The organism is Runella salmonicolor, assembly GCF_024158025.1.
Taxonomy (GTDB): domain Bacteria; phylum Bacteroidota; class Bacteroidia; order Cytophagales; family Spirosomataceae; genus Runella; species Runella salmonicolor.
Window position 1 is genome coordinate 2,597 of the sequence record NZ_JAMZEL010000010.1, and the last position, 20,583, is coordinate 23,179.

At 46.7% G+C, this 20,583-nt stretch carries 8 protein-coding genes; all 8 read right to left on the minus strand.

The window, feature by feature from the left end:
• Positions 1-5,502, minus strand: a 5,502-nt coding sequence (locus NCI00_RS20750; protein ID WP_253530812.1) for an Ig-like domain-containing protein, incomplete at its 3' end; no start/stop codon positions are given.
• Positions 5,503-6,216: 714 nt separating this feature from the next.
• Positions 6,217-8,904: a c-type cytochrome gene (locus NCI00_RS20755; RefSeq protein WP_253530814.1), complete on the minus strand. Its 2,688-nt coding sequence runs from the start codon at positions 8,902-8,904 to the stop codon at positions 6,217-6,219.
• Between the two features lie 178 nt (positions 8,905-9,082).
• Positions 9,083-10,591, minus strand: coding sequence for a RagB/SusD family nutrient uptake outer membrane protein (locus NCI00_RS20760; protein WP_253530816.1), 1,509 nt, complete (start codon positions 10,589-10,591; stop codon positions 9,083-9,085).
• Positions 10,592-10,691: 100 nt separating this feature from the next.
• Positions 10,692-13,790 carry a SusC/RagA family TonB-linked outer membrane protein gene (locus NCI00_RS20765; RefSeq protein WP_253530818.1) on the minus strand — a complete coding sequence of 1,033 codons (3,099 nt, stop codon included), beginning with the start codon at positions 13,788-13,790 and terminating at the stop codon, positions 10,692-10,694.
• A 469-nt stretch (positions 13,791-14,259) separates the two neighbouring features.
• On the minus strand, positions 14,260-15,186 hold the full coding sequence (locus tag NCI00_RS20770) for a sugar ABC transporter substrate-binding protein (RefSeq protein WP_253530820.1): 927 nt from the start codon (positions 15,184-15,186) through the stop codon (positions 14,260-14,262).
• Positions 15,187-15,306: 120 nt separating this feature from the next.
• Positions 15,307-16,284: an ABC transporter permease gene (locus NCI00_RS20775; protein ID WP_253530821.1), complete on the minus strand. Its 978-nt coding sequence runs from the start codon at positions 16,282-16,284 to the stop codon at positions 15,307-15,309.
• 160 nt (positions 16,285-16,444) lie between these two features.
• A complete protein-coding gene (locus tag NCI00_RS20780) occupies positions 16,445-17,944 on the minus strand; it encodes a sugar ABC transporter ATP-binding protein (protein WP_253530823.1) in 1,500 nt (499 codons plus the stop codon).
• A 138-nt stretch (positions 17,945-18,082) separates the two neighbouring features.
• Positions 18,083-20,395, minus strand: coding sequence for a DUF7133 domain-containing protein (locus NCI00_RS20785; RefSeq protein ID WP_253530825.1), 2,313 nt, complete (start codon positions 20,393-20,395; stop codon positions 18,083-18,085).
• Positions 20,396-20,583 lie beyond the last annotated feature (188 nt).

Consider the following 20,583-nt stretch of genomic DNA (forward strand, 5'->3'; position numbering starts at 1 on the left):
CAACTTCGGTGACTCCGTCACGTCGGGGTTAGCAATCGGGTTGGCACTGCCGTCCGTGCCCGCATCAGATACGTCTGTCACTGGACTTGATGCACTGCCGTCAGCTTTGTTAGGCGGTGTTCCCATTACAGTGGCTGTGTTTTGTACGCCGCCCGCGTTTACATCCGCTTGCGTGATAACATACGTACCCGTACAAGTCGTACTTGCGCCAGGAGCCAAACTCGTCGCCAAACAGTTGATGTTTAGCACTTTCGCGTCTGTGACTCCCACACTCGTTAATGTTACATTGCCCGTGTTGGTCACGCTGAAACTATAATTAATCACATCACCTACCCCGTAGCCCGCTGGAGCGTTGTCAGTAATCGAAGCGATACTCTTTATCAACTTAATCGAAGGGGCAGGAGTCAACAACAACACCGTCGGGTCGTTGGTCGGGTCGGCGTCCGTCGTCCCGTCCAACTTCGGTGACTCCGTCACGTCGGGGTTAGCTACTGGCGTAGTGCTGCCATAAGTTCCCGCATCAGATACGTCACTTACATTAGGACCACTTGGTGGAGTTCCCGTTGCAGTGGCTGTGTTTTGTACGCCGCCCGCGTTTACATCCGCTTGCGTGATTGTATACGTACCCGTACAAGTCGTACTTGCGCCAGGCGCCAAACTCGTCGCCAAACAGTTGATATTTAGCACTTTCGCGTCTGTGACTCCTACGGCTGTTAGGGCTGTGGTCCCCGTATTAGTTACTGTAAAAGTATAATTAATCACGTCACCCGCGCCCAAGCCCGTAGGAGCATTGTCGGTGATTGAGGTGATGCTCTTTATCAACTTAATCAAAGGAACTCCTGAAACAATCACGGTTACGAGTGCTTCAGAACAATCTCCATTGGCGTCGCAAATCGTATATTTAAAGGTTTCTGTTCCTGTGAAATTATTGGCTGGTGTATAGAAAATCTGGTCGTCAGCTTGCGTACCCGTACCACCATTGACCACCGTTACTGTACCACCGTTGGAGGTAGGCCCTGTAATAGTAATCGCGTTAATTGTACTAGGACCGTCGAGACCAAAGTCATCGTTGCTCGTTACATTGATGGTTATTGGCACATTTACGGTTGTGGTAGTATTATCTGGGAAGGCTACCGGAATAGGCTGGCGCAAAACATCTACCGTGATGTTGGCAGTAGCGCATTTAGGCGTTATATCTAAACATCCCGGGGGAACTGGCGATACAAATACGTCACAAACAGTATATTGAAAAGTAACTTGACCAAAAAATCCTGGATTGGGTACAAATTCAATCAAATTACCCACAATGGTTGCTGTACCGTTGGTAACACCAGACACACTGCTGATAACAAGCGGTTGTCCATCGGGTTCTGAATCGTTATTTAATGCTGCGATGTAAACCGTTTGCCCTTGATACAAGGATTCCGCGTCGTTGACAGCAATCGGTGCGTTAGGGTTGACGGGTGGGTTGTTGATGTTAACTGTTGCGGTACTGGCAGCACACAAGGGCGTTACTCCGTCGTCACAAATCTGATAGTTAATCACATCCGAACCCGTTTCTCCTGGATTGGCCGTATAAATAATGTCACCACCTTGCACCGAATACGTTCCTTTGGTAGGGAAGGGAGCAATAATCGTCACCGTCAAACTACCATTTTCAGGGTCGCTGTCGTTGCTTAAAACTTTAATAGTTACGGGCTGACAAGGGTTGGCGGTTGTGATGTCTGGGGTAGGAACTGGCGGGCGATTTTGTACCGTAATTGTTAGCGTAGCCGTAGCACAAACGGGCGTAGGATTACAACTCGCCGCATTGACTGGCTCACAAATTTGATATGTCAATACATCCGTGCCCGTAAAGTTGGCGTTTGGCGTATAAATGATATTGCCACCACTTACCGTTGCGGTACCGTTGGTAGGAGGTACACTAACCGTGGTTGTAAGTGGATTTGGTCCGTCTAGGTGTACGTCGTTGGTTGAAACGTTGATGGTATGACTATCGTTGATAGAATTGGTATTTGACAATACCGTAGCTACGTCGTTAATGGCCTTGGGCGGCGCGTTTGTGACTGTCACGTAAACAAAAGCCGTATCGGTAAGCGCAGGTGAGCCGTTGTCACTGACAAGATATTTAAACGAAGCTTCTCCGTTGAAAGAGGTCGTTGGCGTAAACAGGATCTGACCTGATTGTATCACGGCTGTACCACCCGTAACACCTCCTACTATTGCCAATGAAGCGTTGTTGAGGTTGTTGTCGGGGTCGCTGTCGTTGGCCAATACGTCGATGGTTTTAGGCGTTTGCGAATCGGTAGTCTCGTAATCAAAGGCGGCCAAAGGCTTCCGATTTGGCACATCCTGACAATTCAAGCGCGTTGCATACGTGACAATCAACTTAGGGCGCTGTGCTGCTTTATCTTCGTCGCTTGAATATTGATGGCGCTTATCAAGGGTCGTCTCTATCGTTTGTTTCATCAATACCCCAAAGTTACTGGCGGGGGTATCGTTCCACTTTTGCACCAAATTGGTCAATGTCCAATTGTAGTAAACGTTAGGTTTGAGTACGCTGATGGTAGCGACTGGCGTGGGGTTGAAAACCCCTCCCGCTGTGCTCCAAGGCGTAGCGGTGGTTCGGTTGTTCCAAGTAACGTCGTTGGAGCCTCCCGTCCCCTCTGTCCAAGCTTCAGTTACCTCGTTAATACTCGTCGAAATAGTTTCGCCGTCTCCCCCTTTTTTAAACACTGAAAGTTGAGCTGACTGGATGATTGCTCCAGCGGGGATTACGGCAGTCGTCCAATTGAATTGGAACAAGCCGCGACGAGCTTTGGCAGGTCTTTTTCCAACTTCAAGCGTGGTAGCGTTTCCGTAGTTTTTATTTGCGTCGCCCCCATCTTGCTTCATCCACGAATCCTTGACGGTTACCCCCACTGTGCTACTGGTAAGGATTGTTGTAACGGGAGAAGTTAAATCAATAGGCCGATACTGGGGAATACCTCCGACAACGTCAGGAATACACCCGTCGTCGGTAATGGTAGCCGTGATGGTTCCTGTACCACAGTAGCCGTCCGTATTGCACACTTTGTAGGTAAAGCTATCCGTACCCGCAAAATTGGTGTTAGGTTGGTACGTAATCGTTCCATCAACGTTGACCACCGCCTTTCCATTGGCGGGCTGACTCATCACTTTAATGGAAGCAAAAGTGCCAAATAAATTATCGTTGTCGGTGGGATCGAAGGTTTTGCTTTCATCTTCTACTAAACTGATGGCGTCGCTGGTTGCAATGGGTAACACTGACAAACAACTATAAAACTCATACAATGCTGCGTCTATGCGTAGCTTCTCTCCCGCAGTTCGTTTAAGCCTTATATAACGCACACCTCCCGTTGGTACAACAAAGGCGATTTCTGTTCCATCAAGCAGGTCGGTAGAAGCCGTTCCTGCCGTAGTATAAGTAACGTCATCAGTGCTAAACTCTATTTGAATGGTCGTAGAGTTACCGTCGTTGTCGGTGGCAAAATAAACCCGTACGGAGTCAGTAGGTGTGCCTAGGGTGTTGGATTTGATGCTTCCCAAATCGAGCGTTAAAACGTCACTGTTATTATCTATAACTGCGTAGGTTGTATTATCAGCCGCGTCATAGTCTGGGTCGCTCAGGGCATTGGCGGGATTAGAGATGCTTGTAGCAAGCGTAACGGCTACGGTAGAATCCGTACCCGCTAAGCCGGGGGCTTGCCCGGGCAAACAGCCGTTGGCATCGGGGGTACCGAAAGTCACCGAAATGCTACAGTCAGAACTTAATCCCAATGCGTTGGTGAGACGATACGAAACAGTAGCCGTACCAACAAAGTTGTCTATGGGGGTAAAAACCACCGTGCTCGCATTGGTCTTCGTGAAAGTACCGTCAGCGGTTGTTACGCTCGAAACAGGCGTAGTGCCATTGAGGAGCATAAACGACAAAGCCGAGTTGATGGGGTCAGAGTCATTGGTCAAAGGGACAATACTCACCGACTCCGCACACTGCGCTTCTACTACAATATTGTCATTGACGCAAACGGGGGGTTGTGGCCCCAACTGAACAACCACCGGAGTTGACTCCGAACTGGTACGTCCGCAAGCATCAGTTACTTTGACCGAAATGACACAGTTAGCCGCCGATGCAGACGGGGTAAAAGTTGGATTGGGAGCCGTTGCCGAAGGACTAAACGTACCAGGACAAGAAGCCGTCCAAGCGTAGGTATAAGGGCCCGAAGGAATGGTCGCCGTCACATTTGTAGTAAGTGGATAAGCCGTATTCACGGTCATGGGTGAAGTAACCCCACCCACGGCTACTGAGAGCGCTTTGTCTTGCGACGCCCACAGGCTAAAGTTCATAAAAGCACGCTGGGCAGCTACGTCTTCGGCCGAGCCTTTGTTGTGCGAGTGCCCTGCTTCGTACATTACCTTCCCCCGATTGGCATCCCCAAAGGCAGCGCCATAAGCTACTACCGTAGCCGGGCCTGGAGAAATGCCTGGTACGTTGGCTTGGCTGTCGTCGTACACGGCTATTTTAGCGCCATTAGCTCCCGTGCGCCACGTTGGATTGGCTCCTTTCAGTAAAGGTAAATAGATTTGCTCTGAACCATTTTGAGTAGCCGCGTCCAAACGTCCCAAAAACTGCATAACGGGATCATTTTGGTACGCATATTTATAAGGTGGCGGCGTAGAGCCATCGGCGTGAGCTCCCCACAAAATCAGGGAGTTTCCTTTACCACTGTTGTTATTGGCATAAGGGCCGCTGCCCGTGGCGGTAGCCGTAGTTTCCGATAAGAAGTTGGTTTGTTGCGTGGGGTTGGCGGGGTCAAACATGTTTTCGAGCGCACTTACCGCGTGGCAAGCCGCCCAAATAGCGCCTCGGTAGGTTTGGTTCCAAGCCAATAAATTGCTGTGGGTACTCCACTTGGGGTCGGCGTGGGGCATCACAAAGATGTCATCACAACCCGCTAGCAACTGTGGGTCTTTGTAATTATAGGAAGCGGCAGGAATACCCGCATTGACCAAATACCCTTGGGCAATAGAACCGTTTTGTTGGTCTAGTGTCCAGCGTGGAGCTGCCTTGAGGGTGGTATAGACAGGCGCTACAAACGAAGCTGTCATTTGATCCACCACCACACTGGGGTTTGCCAATTTATAGGTATTAATAATAGCGGTCGCTATCGGGGCGTATTCTCCCGAAATTAAAAACGGCCCTCCCCTGTATGCTTTTCCGTTGGGTCCCGTAAAATCTATCCCATCTTTAAGCTTGGTGCCACTGATAACCCACTTGACAGGGACTGAATTTTGTAACAAGGCATAAACCAAGCCATAAGGCTTGAGACTATTTGCCACCGTCTGGGGTGAAACCCCCATATCAATTACGTAAGTATTGACCGGGAAAGTTTCATTCGTTTGGGCTTTTCCTTCCAATACCATCCATAAACAGCAAAAGACGACTAATAAAAGTCGCACAGATTTGTAAAAATATCCTTGCATGTCATTTTGTTTTTTTAGTAGAACTACTCTAAAAACTATGCTATATGCCAATCAAAAGACAAATAGGTATATTTTTTTGGCCAAAAATTATGCCAAATTCACCTATCTGGAATAAAAACTCACCTTTTTGGAATAAAATTGAATTTTCACCGACGGCGGAAATAGTAACAGAAGGCACTACAAATATTTAATTATTTGATTTACAGATACTTAAATCAAATATACTATTCATACCTAATCACTTAATGGATAATCTATAAAGAGGAAATAACTGAAGAATTGACTTACCACAAGGATATTTTATCCCTATTTATCATTAAAAAAGAAAAAAAAGCCCTAAATCAACAATAATGCCTAATACTTTATAACTCTGAAATATTTTTAACATTCATCATATATATTTATGAAATGAAGGGTCCATACGAGCCCTATGAATAATCGGCTGGGATTATAATTTTGAACAGTTAGGGATACTTATTTACGGCTCATGAAGAAGTAAAGGAAATTAGAGATGTCTGATTTTGGTTGGCTACCCCCATAAACCCACCTCATGATAGAAGCACATCGTTGAAAATAACAATCATGCAAATTTGAATATTATATCTGCTATATACTGCTGACATCAGCAAAGGTTGCTACAAAAAAAAAGATGGCACATCGGTGTGCCATCTTTTCTTATCAAACTGTTTTTATTTATTTTCGCCTAGTTCTGCCTTATTGTTTTGCCGAAAACATCGGGTTCTTTTCGTTTCCTCCAGCCATCAAATAAGCCATCAAATCCTTCAATTCTTCTTCGCTAAGGCTATTGATTAAGTTACCATACATGATAGACACTGGTGAATACTTGTGCGATGCCACGTTCTTTTTCGCCAACTTCATGACAGTCTCAGGCTCGTATGGGTTCTGAGAAACATAGTAGTTATTGGCATCTTCGTTGGTCAATCGCCCAACAACCGTCTGTCCGTTTTTGAGCGTAAAGTGCGTCGCAGCATATTGGTCAGAAATGGTTTTGTTAGGCTCGATAATGGCCTCCAACATATCTTTTGCGGAGAAACGAGTGGCTAACTGCGTCAAATCAGGACCGATACTTCCACCTTCTCCGCGCATACTGTGGCAACGGTTACAGGTAATGGCGTTGTACATGTTTTTGCCTTGTTCAAAGTTCCGGCCCGACAATCCCGCTTCCACCAACGGAAGTGCATTCTCCAGTTTCCAGTTTCTGCCTGGACCTTTGGGATAAACCAGTTTGACCAAGTCATTGCCATTTTTGCTCAACAACTCACCCCCTGAAAGTTTGTCGTAATAAGCAACCTTATTTTCAGGAACGTGCTTCAGGGCTAACTTGCGGGCGCGGTCAATGAAACCTACGTAGCTACGGCCTCCTTTGTAACTAAAGGCTTTGTAGAACCATTTGAAATAACGCTCATGCAACTCGGGCGTCCAGTTTTTGCTTGCCAAGCTCAACATGTTGGCATAGTAAGTTTGTTGAGCAGGTGGCATGCTTTTCAACATATCAGCAATGTCCAAACCATACTGCGGGTTACGCATGATCAACTCCGCAGAAGCAGTTGCGGTATTTCCACCAGCAGTAAGGTTGGTGGGTTGCTCTTTTGCTTCCAATAAAGCCAACGTTTTAGGGATTATACCAGGAGCCTCTAAGTAAATTAGAATTTTGCTTAATGCACGATTTAAATCCGAACTATTCACATTGGCGGGGAAAGATGGATTCAACGCGGCTACAATTTTTGAATTCGTAGCGGCATCTGGCGCACCTGTACGCAAGAATACCAACTCATAAGCCCGAAGTAAGTCAATTTGTTGAGGCTCAGTAAGAGATTTAAAGTTGATATTCAACAACGAATTGAGCATTGCCCCTTTAAGTTCTGGCTTTGTCTGACGTGCTAACGCGATTATAGCATTAATAGAAGTGATGGGATCCTTTTCATTCAAAGCCTTGTCTTTCCATTCTGCTACTGGTTGATGTTCTACCGCCAAACGGGCCGCATAACGAATAAAACGGTCAGGGTGTTTCAGATAAGGCCAAGCGGTAGCAACAGCCTGAGGGTTTGGATCACCATGGAATTTCTCTAAGCTACGACGGAGTTCGTTTTCCTTGGTTAGCGTAATGGGTGCAGTGGGAGCGGTACTTTCTGAGCCCGCATAATAGACACGATACACGTCAGACTCAAGACGACGCCCTCCTGTCATGAAGTATAATGCACCATCTGGGCCAACTACGCCATCAGTCAATGGCAATGGAATACCCGACAGGAATTCTTCATGCTCTGATGTGTAGGTTGAGCCTGAAGGCTTGAGGTGAATCGCGTGCATGATACCAAAACTCCAGTCAAATGCTAATAACGTTTTTTTGTATTTAGCGGGAAATTTGGCATCCCTCAAATAGATAAGGTTGGTTGGCGAGCCTTGGCCTATGTTCATGATAGGTGGGAGATTGTCAGGCCAAGTAGGTGACCACTTGCTATTCCCTGTTCTCCAGCCAAATTCACTTGCACTTGTTGCGTGACAAATGCGTGTTGGGCGATACCAAGGAAGGCCGAAGTCCCATTCCATATCGGCATCATACACAAATAAATCACCCACTTCGTTGAACGCCATATCAAAAGCGTTGCGATAACCCGCGCTGATCAACTCCCAACGTTTACCTTCTGGGTCCACGTTGGCAATCCACCCCCCTGGAGCCATGCGGTCGTTGGCGTGGCCGCGAGGGTCTTTGATAAGTGGGAATAAGTTATCTTCTTGCCAGGTCGTAGGCAAACGGTGCGCATCCATTTTGGGCACGTCCGTATGGTTTCCTGAAATCACATAAAGAGACTGTTTGTCGGGGGATAAAAGAATACTGTGAGGGCCGTGTTCGCCATCGCCAGCAAGTTCTTTCATCAGCGTAATTTTGTCGTATTGGTCATCATTGTCGGTATCTTGTAAGCGATAGAGACCACTTTTGCGCGTAAAAATTTTATTGTTCTTGCTGTTGTTAATCATTACATACAAGCTATTGAAAGCATAAAGCAAGCCATTGGCATATCCCATACCCACCGTATCAGTAGCAGCTCCTTTTTCAATTTTCAAAGCTTCTACTTTTGGTTTTCCCTCCGTTCCAATGGGCGGAAGTTCTAACCGGTATAATGTTCCGTATTGGTCTGATGTAATCATTCGACCTTTGTTGTCGAAAGTCATCGCAACCCAAGAGCCCTGTTTATTGTCGGAAGGACTGTAAAGGTGTTCGGCTTTAAAACCGGGTTGAAGTTTTAATTTCTCCGTTTTGGGGTTGTCCCGGCCATTGACGGCGGGCTCGGTTTTATTTAAAATCGTAAAGGAAGCTCCCAGTACGAATAAGGCTCCCACTGCCAACAATTTAGGGATAGACTGGTGTTTAGGATACATAAAAGTGTATGCTTTTAAATGTAATTAGTATGAATTTTTCTATTGTAACAAAAGCTAATCGGTCAGTATGTTTTACCCTATCGTTTACAAAATGGGCCATCCTTTTCTAATTTCATCACGGTAAAATCAAAAATGAGCCAGTTTCTATAGAAGAAACCGGCTCGTTTTGGGGTATACGTTAGAAATTAGGACTTAAGTCTGCCTCGGCAGCAGGAAGACCGTAGTAAGGGGTGATGTTAGTGAAAGCATCGCTTGGCACAAAGCCTTCAGATGGGAAATAATATCTGAATTTATCAGCTTTTACCCGGTCGCCGTAGGCTTTGATCACGGTTTCAAGGCGGCCCGTACGGACTAAATCATGCAGACGCTTTGATTCGAAAGCCAACTCAACCCGGCGCTCCTGATATACGGCATCGCGCAGGGCAGCTTGGGTAGTGGCAGTCGTATTGGCCAATCCCGCACGAGTACGAACTTGATTGAGGAAAGGAGTAGCATCCGCCAATTTGTTTTGCTCAATCAATGCTTCTGCCAAGAACAACAGCACTTCTGAATAGCGATAAATGGGCCAGTTCATGCCGTGGTTGTTGTGCAATGCGTGTGGTCTTGCGTACTTTTTGATGTAAGGAAAAGTTTTGTTGGCATGCAGTGCCCCTCCCAATGTGATGTAGCCAATCGTGGCATCTTTACGCTTATCGCCTGTTTCATAGGCCTCTATCAAATCGGGCGTAGGGATATTGTTGCCTTCGCCAGATAAAGGCTGGGGATTAGAAGTACCTGTAATCGTAACCAACTCATTGGCCGCGATAGGAAAAGGAAGCATACTGTACAAAAAGTTTCCGTTGAGCCCTGCCGAGCCTTCCAAGAACTGCACTTCAAAGACCGATTCTCTAGTGTTTTTGTTGCTCGTACTGTTAGAAAACGCATCGGCATAGTTGGGCATCAAGCTATACTCACCGCTTGAAACAATGGCCCGAAGCTGGGTTTCGGCATCAGCCCATTTTTTCTGAATCATGTAGACGTTGGCCAACAACGCACGAGCGGCTCCCGATGTGGCACGACCTGCTTCCTGAACTGATTTTGCGGGCAATAAACCCACTGCATCGGTGGCATCCTTAATGATTTGGGCGTACAACTGGTCGGCTGTACCGAGCGCGGCGGCGGCTTCCGAACGGTTACCAACGGGCGTTAACTGCAACGGCGCTTTATTGAAATAACGTACCAAATCCAGATAGCCCAACGCTCTCAGAAACAATGCCTGCCCTTTTACATTCTTTTTGGTCGCATCTGGGATAGTAGCAGCATCAATCAACGCCAATACTTGGTTGGCACGGGCTATCATCAAGTAATTTTGACGATACGCCGTCAAAACGTTACCGTTTGTAGTGATACCGTTAGCCGTAGGAACGTTGAAATCAGCCAAGTTCGATTGGTTTTCGGTCGCACCAAACAAAACGTTACGTACGTAGCGCGCATTATCCGAATGTTGCTCCGTAAGCAAATGCGAGTTGATGTTGTGAAGCGTGCGCAAAGGTACATAAGCACTGTTGACGGCCTGTATGAAGTCAGATTCTGTCTTAAAGAAAGTGGCCGAACTCAACGCGGTCTCTGGCGTAACGGTAAGAAAGTCGTCACTACAACTAAATGCCCCTAGACTTAACGCAATAGAAAATATGATTGATTTTTTCATGTTTTATTCAGTGTTTTTTAAGTTGATTTTATGCGATTTGGAGGAGTGCAACCACAATGTAAACGGATTTACACCCTCCAAATCAACTAAATCTACTTTGCTAGAAATTAAAGTTTACCCCAATCGTCGACGTACGTGGTACTGGATAGTTGAACAAATCAACCCCTGGGCTCAGGTTTCCACCATCACCTTGTCCGTTTTGCTGCGCGCTAGTCTCGGGGTTTGAGCCACCCCAGTATTTAGTAAACACCAACGCCTGCTGAATAGAGGCATACACACGTGCCGAGCGGAAAAGCTTATTGCGCTTGTTGATGGTATATCCTACCGTAATATTCTTAATGGTAAAGAACGAAGCATCCGCTACAAAACGACTGTTTTGCCAGTCACGCTCGATACCTGTTGCAGTACCACCACCCACGGTTGTTCCGTAGAACCCTTTGCCAGGATTGGCTTCAGAGCGGAAGCGATATTTTACTTCTCTGTGCAGGTTAAACACTCCATCAAGGTTGGCAGTACTGTACAAGTGACGTACCCACAATTGGTTGCCCTGCGAGCCCGAGCCTATTACGCTAAAGTCAAAATTACCGTATGTTAAGTTTGTGGTTATTCCGTAAGTAAATTTAGGGAATGGATTACCCAAGATTGTACGGTCATCTCTATCTCCACCGTTAGTAATAACACCATCGCCGTTGACATCCACGAGTTTAATTGTACCAACAAATGAACGCCCAGGCACAACAGGAGAGTTTTTGAGGTCTTCAGCATTCATATATACCCCATTGGCAAGGTGGCCATAGAATTGTCCAAACGGCTCACCTACCTTTGTAATATGGTGTAAACCATACACACGGTCAATACCATCGGCAAGGGCTAACACTTTGTTGCGGTTGAACGAGATGTTAGAGTTTACACTCCACTTCAACTTACCACGGTCAACGATGCGAGTGTTAAGCGAGAACTCGTGTCCCCAAAATTTAATCTCACCAATGTTGTCGTTGAAGTTGGTAAAACCTGATTCTTGGGGGATTTGGACAGCATACAACAAGTTGGTGGTATTTTTGGTGTAATAGTCGTAGGTAAATTGGAAACGGTCGTTGAGGAAACCAAGGTCAAAACCAATATCCACCTGACGGGTTGTTTCCCAACCAAGGTTAGAGTTGGCCAATGAGGTAACGGCAGCTCCAGCCGCAACGTTGTTTCCAAAAACGGCATTCACCGTATTGTTAATCAACGCGTACTGTGTGTAGTTACCGATGTTATTGTTACCCGTCACCCCTAAACTCGCTCTCACTTTTGCAAAAGAGACTTTGCTAAAATTCTTCATAAAATCTTCGTCTGACACTACCCAACCAGCTGATAATGAAGGGAAAGTACCCCAACGGTTGTTTGAACCAAAGCGAGAAGAACCGTCGCGACGGATAGAGGCTGTGAGGAGGTATTTTCCTTTGTAGTTGTACGCCAAACGCGAAAGCAACGAAGTCAATGTCCATTCCTGCACGTTGCTATTAGTTCCACCACGGGCGATGTTAATCGCACCCTGTATCGTTGGAAGGCGGTCGTCTGAATAAGTATCTGCCTGGATACGGCTTGATTCACTCCGGAAACTTTGGTTGGTATAACCTGCCAATAGCTCAAAGTTGTGGTTGTTGAATGATTTGACATACGTAGCCAAGTTCTCGTTCAACCAGCCCAAGTTGTCGGTGGCTTCTCGTATCGAAACCGCCGTAACAGGTACCGCAGTATTGATGGCACTGGTAGCCGTAGAAGGGTTAAAGAAGAAGAACTTCTGATTCAACAACTCGACGTTGAACGTTGATTTTAAAGTTAAACCCTTAATTGGGCTGTATGAAATGTAGGCGTTTGAGAGAATATTGGTTTGCTTGGTTTCGTTGACCAACTCATTGGCCGCCCGAACCCAGTTAGGATAGGCAAAGATATTACCCGTACTAGAAGGAAAACGGTTAAATAACGTGAGTTCTCCTTTATCGTCGCGAATAGGCATCACTGGCCATGTGTGGATGGCGTTAAACAAAATACCCGTACCACGGTCACCGTCGGTACGTGGCGTATTGTCAAACACATACTGGGGAGCGATGTTCAACCCAATCGTTACTTTGTCCGAAACTTTGTATTCACTGTTCAAACGAAGTGAATAGCGTTGGTATTTAGTATTGATTACAATCCCCTCTTGGTTGAATACCCCTGCTACCAATGAAGTGCTTACCCGGTCTTTGTTTGAAGTCACGGTCAAGTTGTAGCTTTGCAGGGGAGCACGACGAAGCACGGCATCGTACCAGTCGTTGTTTTTGCCCTCATAAATAGAAGGGTTTTGGAATTCCGCAGGAACGGGCTGTTTGGCATCTTCGTAGTATTCTTTTTTAAACTGGGCAAACTCAACCGCATCCATCATTTCAAAACGACCTTTCTTCGGCACTACTTGTGTACCCGTGAATACGTTAAAGCTCACGTTAGTTTGACCTGACTTGCCTCTTTTGGTGGTAATTAGCACTACCCCGTTGGCTGCCCGCGAACCATACAGCGAAGTAGACGCGGCATCTTTCAATATAGAAATATCTTCAATTTCATCAGGGTTCAGCGCACCGATGTTACCCGTGATTGGAAAACCATCCACGACGTAGAGTGGCTCACTACCGCCCGATACCGAAAGTTGACCTCTAATACGGACGTTCATCCCTTGTCCTGGCCGGCCTGTCGTTTGGTTAATTTGTACCCCAGCCACTTGCCCCTGAAGCTTCTGGGCTATTTGAGAAACTGGCAAGTCTTTGATTTCTTTAGCTGTAATCGTCTGCACGGCACCAGTAACTTCCTTCTTTACCTGGCTACCATAACCCACTACAACAATCTCACTGAGGGTTTTGTCATTAACGGCTAAACTTACATTAATGGTTTGTTGGTTTCCCACAACAACCTCTTTGGTCAGATAACCGATGTAACTGAATACCAACGTTGCACTGCTCGCCGCCTCAATTTTGTACGTACCGCTTGCGTCGGTTGTGGTACCTCTCGTGGTTCCTTTAACGCTCACGTTCACCCCAACCAACGTTTCTCCGTCGGCAGAAGTTACTTTACCCGTAATTGATTGTTGCGCAAACGAGGAAGATGTAAAAAGTAAAACCAGCGCCAGCAGGGAATAAAGCGTCCGGAATTTACTCTTAGATAGAATAAATTTTCTTTTCATTTGAAAATGATTTAAATGTTAAGTAGATAGATAATAGTAAAAAGGATTCATAAAATAGAAATATAAATCCCCTTTATTGTACAAATATTTAAAAGTCCGCTAAAAGAACTATCCTATGCCATCCTGCCAAAGTCAAAACATACCCTGAAATTATCCTAGTGTTATACCACTTTGAAGCCAGTTGGGAACGAATGAGGAAGAAGTTGTCGTCACTCAAATTGGATTTAAAACCCCATTGGAGCGTACCTAAAATAAAAAAGCTTAATGTAGAAAAGATAACCCCTCCACACTAAGCTGAATATCAATACATTACACTATTTATTTTAAGTTTTTTTTACTTAAAACCGAAATACCTGCCCCTAGTGAATTGGATATTTTTGTGATACAAAGTTTTTCGAAAACTTCTAAAAGAAGTGTTTTTTTAAAGTAAATAAGGGCAATAACTTAAAAAAAATATCCCTTATTATCCTTATTTAATAAAGGTTGCTACGTTGTCTTTGGTAACCAACTGAAAAGGAATAAGCACCTCTTTCTCAACGGCTTCCCCTTTGTATAGCTTCACGGCGGTTTCTATGGCTTTGGCTCCCTGCTGTTGGGCATTTTGAAAAACGGTCGCGTCCAAAGTACCCTTTTTTACCGCTTGCAATGCATCAGGAATCGCATCAATACTGACAACAATCACTTTATCTTTCATACCTGCCGCCGTCAGGGCATTGACGGCTCCCATGCCCATTTCATCGTTTTGGGCAAATACGGCATTAATATCTTTGCCATAAGATTGAATCCAGTTTTCCATCAGCGACATTGACTTGGCGCGGTCCCACTCGCCCGTTTGATGCGCAATCAGTTTCAGGTCAGGGTATTGTTTCAAAATTTCGCGCGCGCCCTGCTCGCGTTTGATTTGCGCGGCCTGCCCCATGTAGCCATGCATCATGACCACGTTTCCTTTGCCGCCCAGTTTTTCAGCAATAAATTTCATGGCAATTCGACCCGACTCCACGTCGTCAGAGCCCACAAATGCCGAAGGTTTTGTGCTGGTTTCTGAATTAACATTGATAATGGGAATCTTGGCCGCCAAGGCTTTGGTCACCGCGGGCGAACTGGCCTCCACTTCGCAAGGATTCATCACAATGGCGTCTACTTTTTGGGCAATGAAGCTCTCGACTTGCTCAATCTGTTTCAACGCCGAGCGCTCGGCATCGACGGTAATTAGCTCAATGCCCAACTCCTGCGCCTTTTTTTCCATTTCATCGCTGACGTTGACAATGAACTCATTCTGCATACTCAACATCGTAACGCCAATGACCATTTTCTTTTCGCCGCTCTCTTTTTCACTCGTTTGGTTACATCCTACCAACGTCGCCAAAGCAATCAATCCAAGGTATATTCTTTTCATTTTCAGTTAATATAGTTCAGTTTGTTACTACAAAACAGTCAGGGCGAAAGCCCTTTTGGACAGCGTTTTATTTTCACTGCCCAAGCTAAAGCATGGGGTTAAAGGAGACTGCCGGCTTAGTTATCGCTGCGCGGCCGATTGATTCCAACCATCTAATACCACGGCTCCGATAATGATGGCCCCCATCACGACTTGCTGGTAATAGGAAGTGACATTGAGCAAGTCTAACCCGTTGCTAATCACGCCAATCAGCAAAGCACCGATGAGGGTCCCCGTCATGGTTCCTGTTCCTCCAGAGGTACTTGTGCCACCGATGATGGCCGCCGCAATGGCGTCAAGTTCAAAACCAGCGCCCGCGTTTGGCTGTCCGGTGGTGATTCGGGAGGTCAGCAAAATGCCCGCCAAAGCCGCCAATCCGCCGCATATCGTATAAACGGCCATTTTGACTTTATTTACTCGAATTCCCGATGCTTTTGCGGCCTGTTCGTTGCCCCCAACGGCATAAATATACCGCCCCAAAATCGTCTTTTTCAAAACTACCGAACACACCACAAACGCCACAATAAGCACGATGATGGGAAAGGGAACCCCCAAAATACTTCCTCCACCAATAAAATTAAAAGAGTCGGAAAGATTGGAAACAGGACGACCTTTGCTCAGAATCAAGGCCAAACCCCGCCCGATGGTCATGGTGCCGAGCGTAACAATAAACGGCGGCACCTTACTTTTGGTGATGATGGTTCCGTTGAACGCTCCCATGAAAACGCCCGCCAACAAACCCGCCAAAACGGGCACAATGACGGGGTAGTCGTCGGGGTGGGCCAATAGCGATGCCACAATCCCCGTTACGGCCACCATTGAACCCAGCGAAAGGTCAATCCCGCCCGTGATGATGACAAACGTAACCCCAAACGCCAGTAACGCATTGATAGACACCTGCGTAACAATGATGGTCCAGTTGGAAACGGTCAAGAATTTGGGAGTAATGAGCGACAGGATGAGACAAATCACCACAAAAGCGATGAAAATCCCGTATTGCCCCATGCCACGGGCCCGTTGTTTGGTGGAATTCCCTAATTGCGTAAAATAATTATTCATTCTAAAGTATTTGGGTTCTCGTTCCTATTTCGTCCGTAAGGGCGACGGTTGTAAGCAACCTCCGCCACGGTTTTTATAAATCCTTGCGTCCATTGCGCTAAGCCGCTGGAGCGGCTAACAAAACTTAACCGCAAAGAACACAAAGGTTTTACGCAAAGGGTTAATGCTGCATTGCGTATTTCATTATCGTTTCTTGGGTGGCTTCTTCTTTAGAGAGCAGGGCCGTTTGTTTTCCTTTTGATAATACGACAATGCGGTCGCTCATGCCGAGTATCTCGGGCAGTTCTGACGAAATCACCACCACGGCTATTCCCTTGGTTGTCAACTCGTTGATTAATTTATAAATTTCAAATTTGGCTCCAACGTCGATTCCCCGCGTTGGCTCATCCAAGATGACGATTTCGGGCGTGGCAAGCAATACTTTCCCGATGACCACTTTTTGTTGATTGCCGCCGCTCAAATGCGTTACATTTTGGTCCATACCCGAAGCTTTGATTTTCAGGTCGTTAATCATCCGGGTGGCTACTGCGCTTTCGCTTTTGTCCTGAATCATCCCCCATTTGGTATGATTTGACAGGCTCGCCAATGTAATGTTGTGTTTGACCGACAGTGCGGGGATAAACCCTACGCCTTTTCGGTCTTCGCTCACGTACCCAATGCCATTCTTGATGGCGTCGCGCGGCGATTTAATGTTTATTTTATGGCCTTTAAGTACAATTTCGCCGCTGCTGAATGTATCCAATCCAAAGATAGCCCGCGCTATTTCTGTCCGACCAGCGCCCATCAATCCTGCTATGCCGACCACTTCTCCAGCGTGTACATCAAAACTAATATTGTCGAATTTGCCACGCTGACTAAGATTTTTTACGGATAAAACTACTTCTCCTTTTGAGGAAGATTTCTCGGGAAAAAGTGTGTTGATTTCCCGCCCGACCATCATCGTTATCAGGCTTTTACGGTCAAGTTCGGCGGCGGATTTGGTGCCGATGTATTTACCATCCCTCAACACCGTAATCGTATCCGCGATTTGGTAGATTTCATCCATTTTGTGCGAGATGTAAATTACCGATACGCCTTTGGCTTTCAGGTCTTTGATGATGGTAAACAGCGTTGCTACTTCCTTATCTGAAATCGCCGATGTGGGCTCATCCATGATGATGACCTTGGCGTTGTTTGAAATGGCTTTGGCAATTTCTACCATCTGCATTTCGGCCACGCTGAGGTATTTCATTTTGGTCTTGGGACTTACCTCTAGCCCTATTTGCTGCAACAGGGTTTCTGCTTGCTGATTGATGTCACGGTCGTTTAACCAGCTCGAAAACCATTGGGTAGACTCTCGTCCCAGAAAAATATTTTGGGCAACGGTCAACTCAGGGACAATCAGAATTTCCTGATGAATCATCGAAATTCCTTGTTTCAGAACATTGTTGACATCGTTGTTTTTCAACACGTTTCCTTCAAACAAAATCTCACCAGCGTCGGGCGTAAGCAGGCCAATCAGAATTTTCATGAAGGTCGACTTACCCGCCCCGTTTTCTCCCATCAACGCATGAACCTCTCCCCTGCGCAGGTTTAGCTGCACATCATCAAGCGCCTTGACACCCGAAAACGATTTGGAAAGACCGTGAACCTGAAGAATAGAATCCGAATGTAGGGTCATTTGGAATGGATACCGTTATTGAGAAAATTATTCTACTAAGCATAAAAAACGTTTAAAATACTCACTCAAAGGCATAAATTGAAGCAAAGGAGCTTGGCGGTGTGCGCACCGCCAAGGCCACCGTCACGCAATACACGTCTACCGGTTGACGGGCAGCGGAGGAGCAAGTTTTTCCAAACCTTCAATCGTCCACGCCTCATTGAGTACGGCATGTTGCTCTCGCATTTTCTTAACATCGGCTGGATAGACCGCCGGGTAGGGAAAGCCTCGATACTCTCTTGGGCGATTGGCCCCAAACTCATGCCGGGCATAACTCAGTACCGCCGCAATCCACTCATCGGTGTTATCTTTCATTGCGGGCATTTCGGTTGGGTACGCTTTCCCCTCAATCGGACCTTTCAGGCCGTGGAGCAGAATTCGGATGGAGGTTTCTTTATCAGCAATCAGGTGCTTGGCCCCCAACAGCGGTGGGGCGATATTGGAAGACAAACCTTTTCCGTCATTTCCGTGGCATACCGCGCACATAGCCTTGTAGATTTGGGACCCTTCCATCACTAATTTCCGGTCGCCCGCCGACAGCCGCCCCAATCGGCTACCGTAGGTTTTAATGTCTTCGTTTTTATCAATGCTCGCTTTGGCACTGACCAACATTTGTTTGTCGGCATGTTGTTCCAAAATACCTTTTACAATGCGCTTGGCACTTTCATTTTTGCTCGCACCCAGCGACAGAATCAACTGCGTTTTGACATCATAATCGGCGTCGGAAGCAAGCTCGCTTAGTTTTGCGATATACTCCTCGTCGTTTTGTTTTTGATACATTTCGCCAATCCAGATAGCCGCCCGTCTGATTTGTGGGTCAGGGTCTTTCATGGCAGTGTAAATCACTTCTTTGTCAATGGCGTTTAGGCCCTCTAAGGTCCACAAAGCATGAAGCTGGCCCAACGCCGAAGGGCGCTTTGGCAACGCACCCTGCTGCCCTTTGGCCATTTGTTTCAGTACAGGAATGACCGATTTATCGCCCAAAATAACAATCTGTTTCTGGGCATTATCCCGCCACCAGCCATTGGGATGGTCCAAATACGGAATCAGATTGCTCGCAGGCACATCCAACATTTTGGGTTGGGGGCCTCGGGTATATCCGTCATGGACCAGTCGCCAGATGCGGCCCCGTTGGTTGACTTTATCCAACTTATAGCGCTCAATTTGGTCGCGCAAAAAGCTCCCTTTGGGCGTCCAGTTAGATTCCTGAATGATTCCCCGGTTCATGTCGATGATGTACACACAACCATCGGGGCCAGTGTAAGTATTGACGGGTCGGAAAAAGAAATCCGTACTGGAAATAAACTCTTTGTTTTGGTACACATTTTCGAGATAGGTTTTTCCTTCCCGATTCACGACGTTGGCGCGTCTAATAATGCGGGCAACTGGCTCGGTAATCAAGTAATCCCCCACCAAATCGGCGGGGAGACGGTCGCCCCGAAAAATGGATTGACCATTGGCCGATGTAAAGTGGTTCAGGGTACTGTCGGAACGCAGCCGCTTGGGCCCGCCCTGCACGTCGGGGTTGGAAATGCTCGACCACACTGGGCTGAAGGTTTCTTCGCTGTATGCATCAGGAAATTCCAACGCGCCGTATTTGGGATTGATTTGGAAGCCCGAACCCGCATTTTCGCCCCCACCTCTACTGAAAAACAAACGTCCGTAGTTATCGTGCGTCAATCCCCATTGGCCGTTGGAGCCGCTAGGCAGGGAATCGGCCTTCAAGACGCCGTTGGTATACCGAAAACGGACGGGGTCTACGGTCTGATAAATATAATTGTCGAGGTTCCATACCAATCCACTACGCTGATGCTCTAAGTTGCCAGGCGCTACTTTTCCCACGATATAAACGGGCTTTTTTACGTCCGCCACACCGTCGCCGTTGGTGTCTTTGTAGCTGTATATATCGTAGGTATCCGTTTCATTGACCAACAACTCGTGGTTGACGCAAAGCAGCATCCGGGGTAGCATCAGGTCTTTGATAAAAACGGAGCTCTTGTCCATTTTTCCGTCATTATCAGTATCTTCCAACAGCATCACTCGACTGATTTTCTCTTTGGTGCCTGTGCCGTCGGCGTCTTGGGTATAGGTTTCCATCTGCGCCACGTACATTTTGGCGTTGCCGTCCCACGCAAGCGCCACAGGCTCCGTAATCATGGGTTCGCTGGCCACGAGTTCCATGTGGTAGCCTTTGGGCACCCGAAATGCCTGCTGACTTTGCGCCGGACTCAGCGGCACCATGGCAGGAACCGTTTCCACGGGCAAGTTCAGACTGGCCTGTTCCTCAGCCTGCGTAATGACCACCGGCGCGGCCGACGGAGCAGACGAAGAGGTGGTTGTCATCTGCACTTTACAGGCATAAATCAAAGCCGTAAGGCTTACCAAAAAAAATACCAAATTCTTACTTTTCATTGAGCTGACTTATTGAGGAATATGAATCGTGACGGGGCGTGTGGGGTAGCATTATTCGGAAACAATGACAAAATCAATTAAAAGCACTTTTTTACTCGTTTGATTAACCGAAAGTGCCGTATCACAAAGTCCACGGGGCCAAAAACGCCGCAATAGTCCACAAAAAAATACCCTGAGATTACGTTTTC

What these genes read in the sequence shown, in the direction of transcription:
- NCI00_RS20755 (WP_253530814.1), bottom strand. Translation starts at nt 8,904, where the DNA reads ATGTATCCTAAACACCAGTCTATCCCTAAATTGTTGGCAGTGGGAGCC.
- NCI00_RS20760 (WP_253530816.1), bottom strand. Translation starts at nt 10,591, where the DNA reads ATGAAAAAATCAATCATATTTTCTATTGCGTTAAGTCTAGGGGCATTT.
- NCI00_RS20765 (WP_253530818.1), bottom strand. Translation starts at nt 13,790, where the DNA reads ATGAAAAGAAAATTTATTCTATCTAAGAGTAAATTCCGGACGCTTTAT.
- NCI00_RS20770 (WP_253530820.1), bottom strand. Translation starts at nt 15,186, where the DNA reads ATGAAAAGAATATACCTTGGATTGATTGCTTTGGCGACGTTGGTAGGA.
- NCI00_RS20775 (WP_253530821.1), bottom strand. Translation starts at nt 16,284, where the DNA reads ATGAATAATTATTTTACGCAATTAGGGAATTCCACCAAACAACGGGCC.
- NCI00_RS20780 (WP_253530823.1), bottom strand. Translation starts at nt 17,944, where the DNA reads ATGACCCTACATTCGGATTCTATTCTTCAGGTTCACGGTCTTTCCAAA.
- NCI00_RS20785 (WP_253530825.1), bottom strand. Translation starts at nt 20,395, where the DNA reads ATGAAAAGTAAGAATTTGGTATTTTTTTTGGTAAGCCTTACGGCTTTG.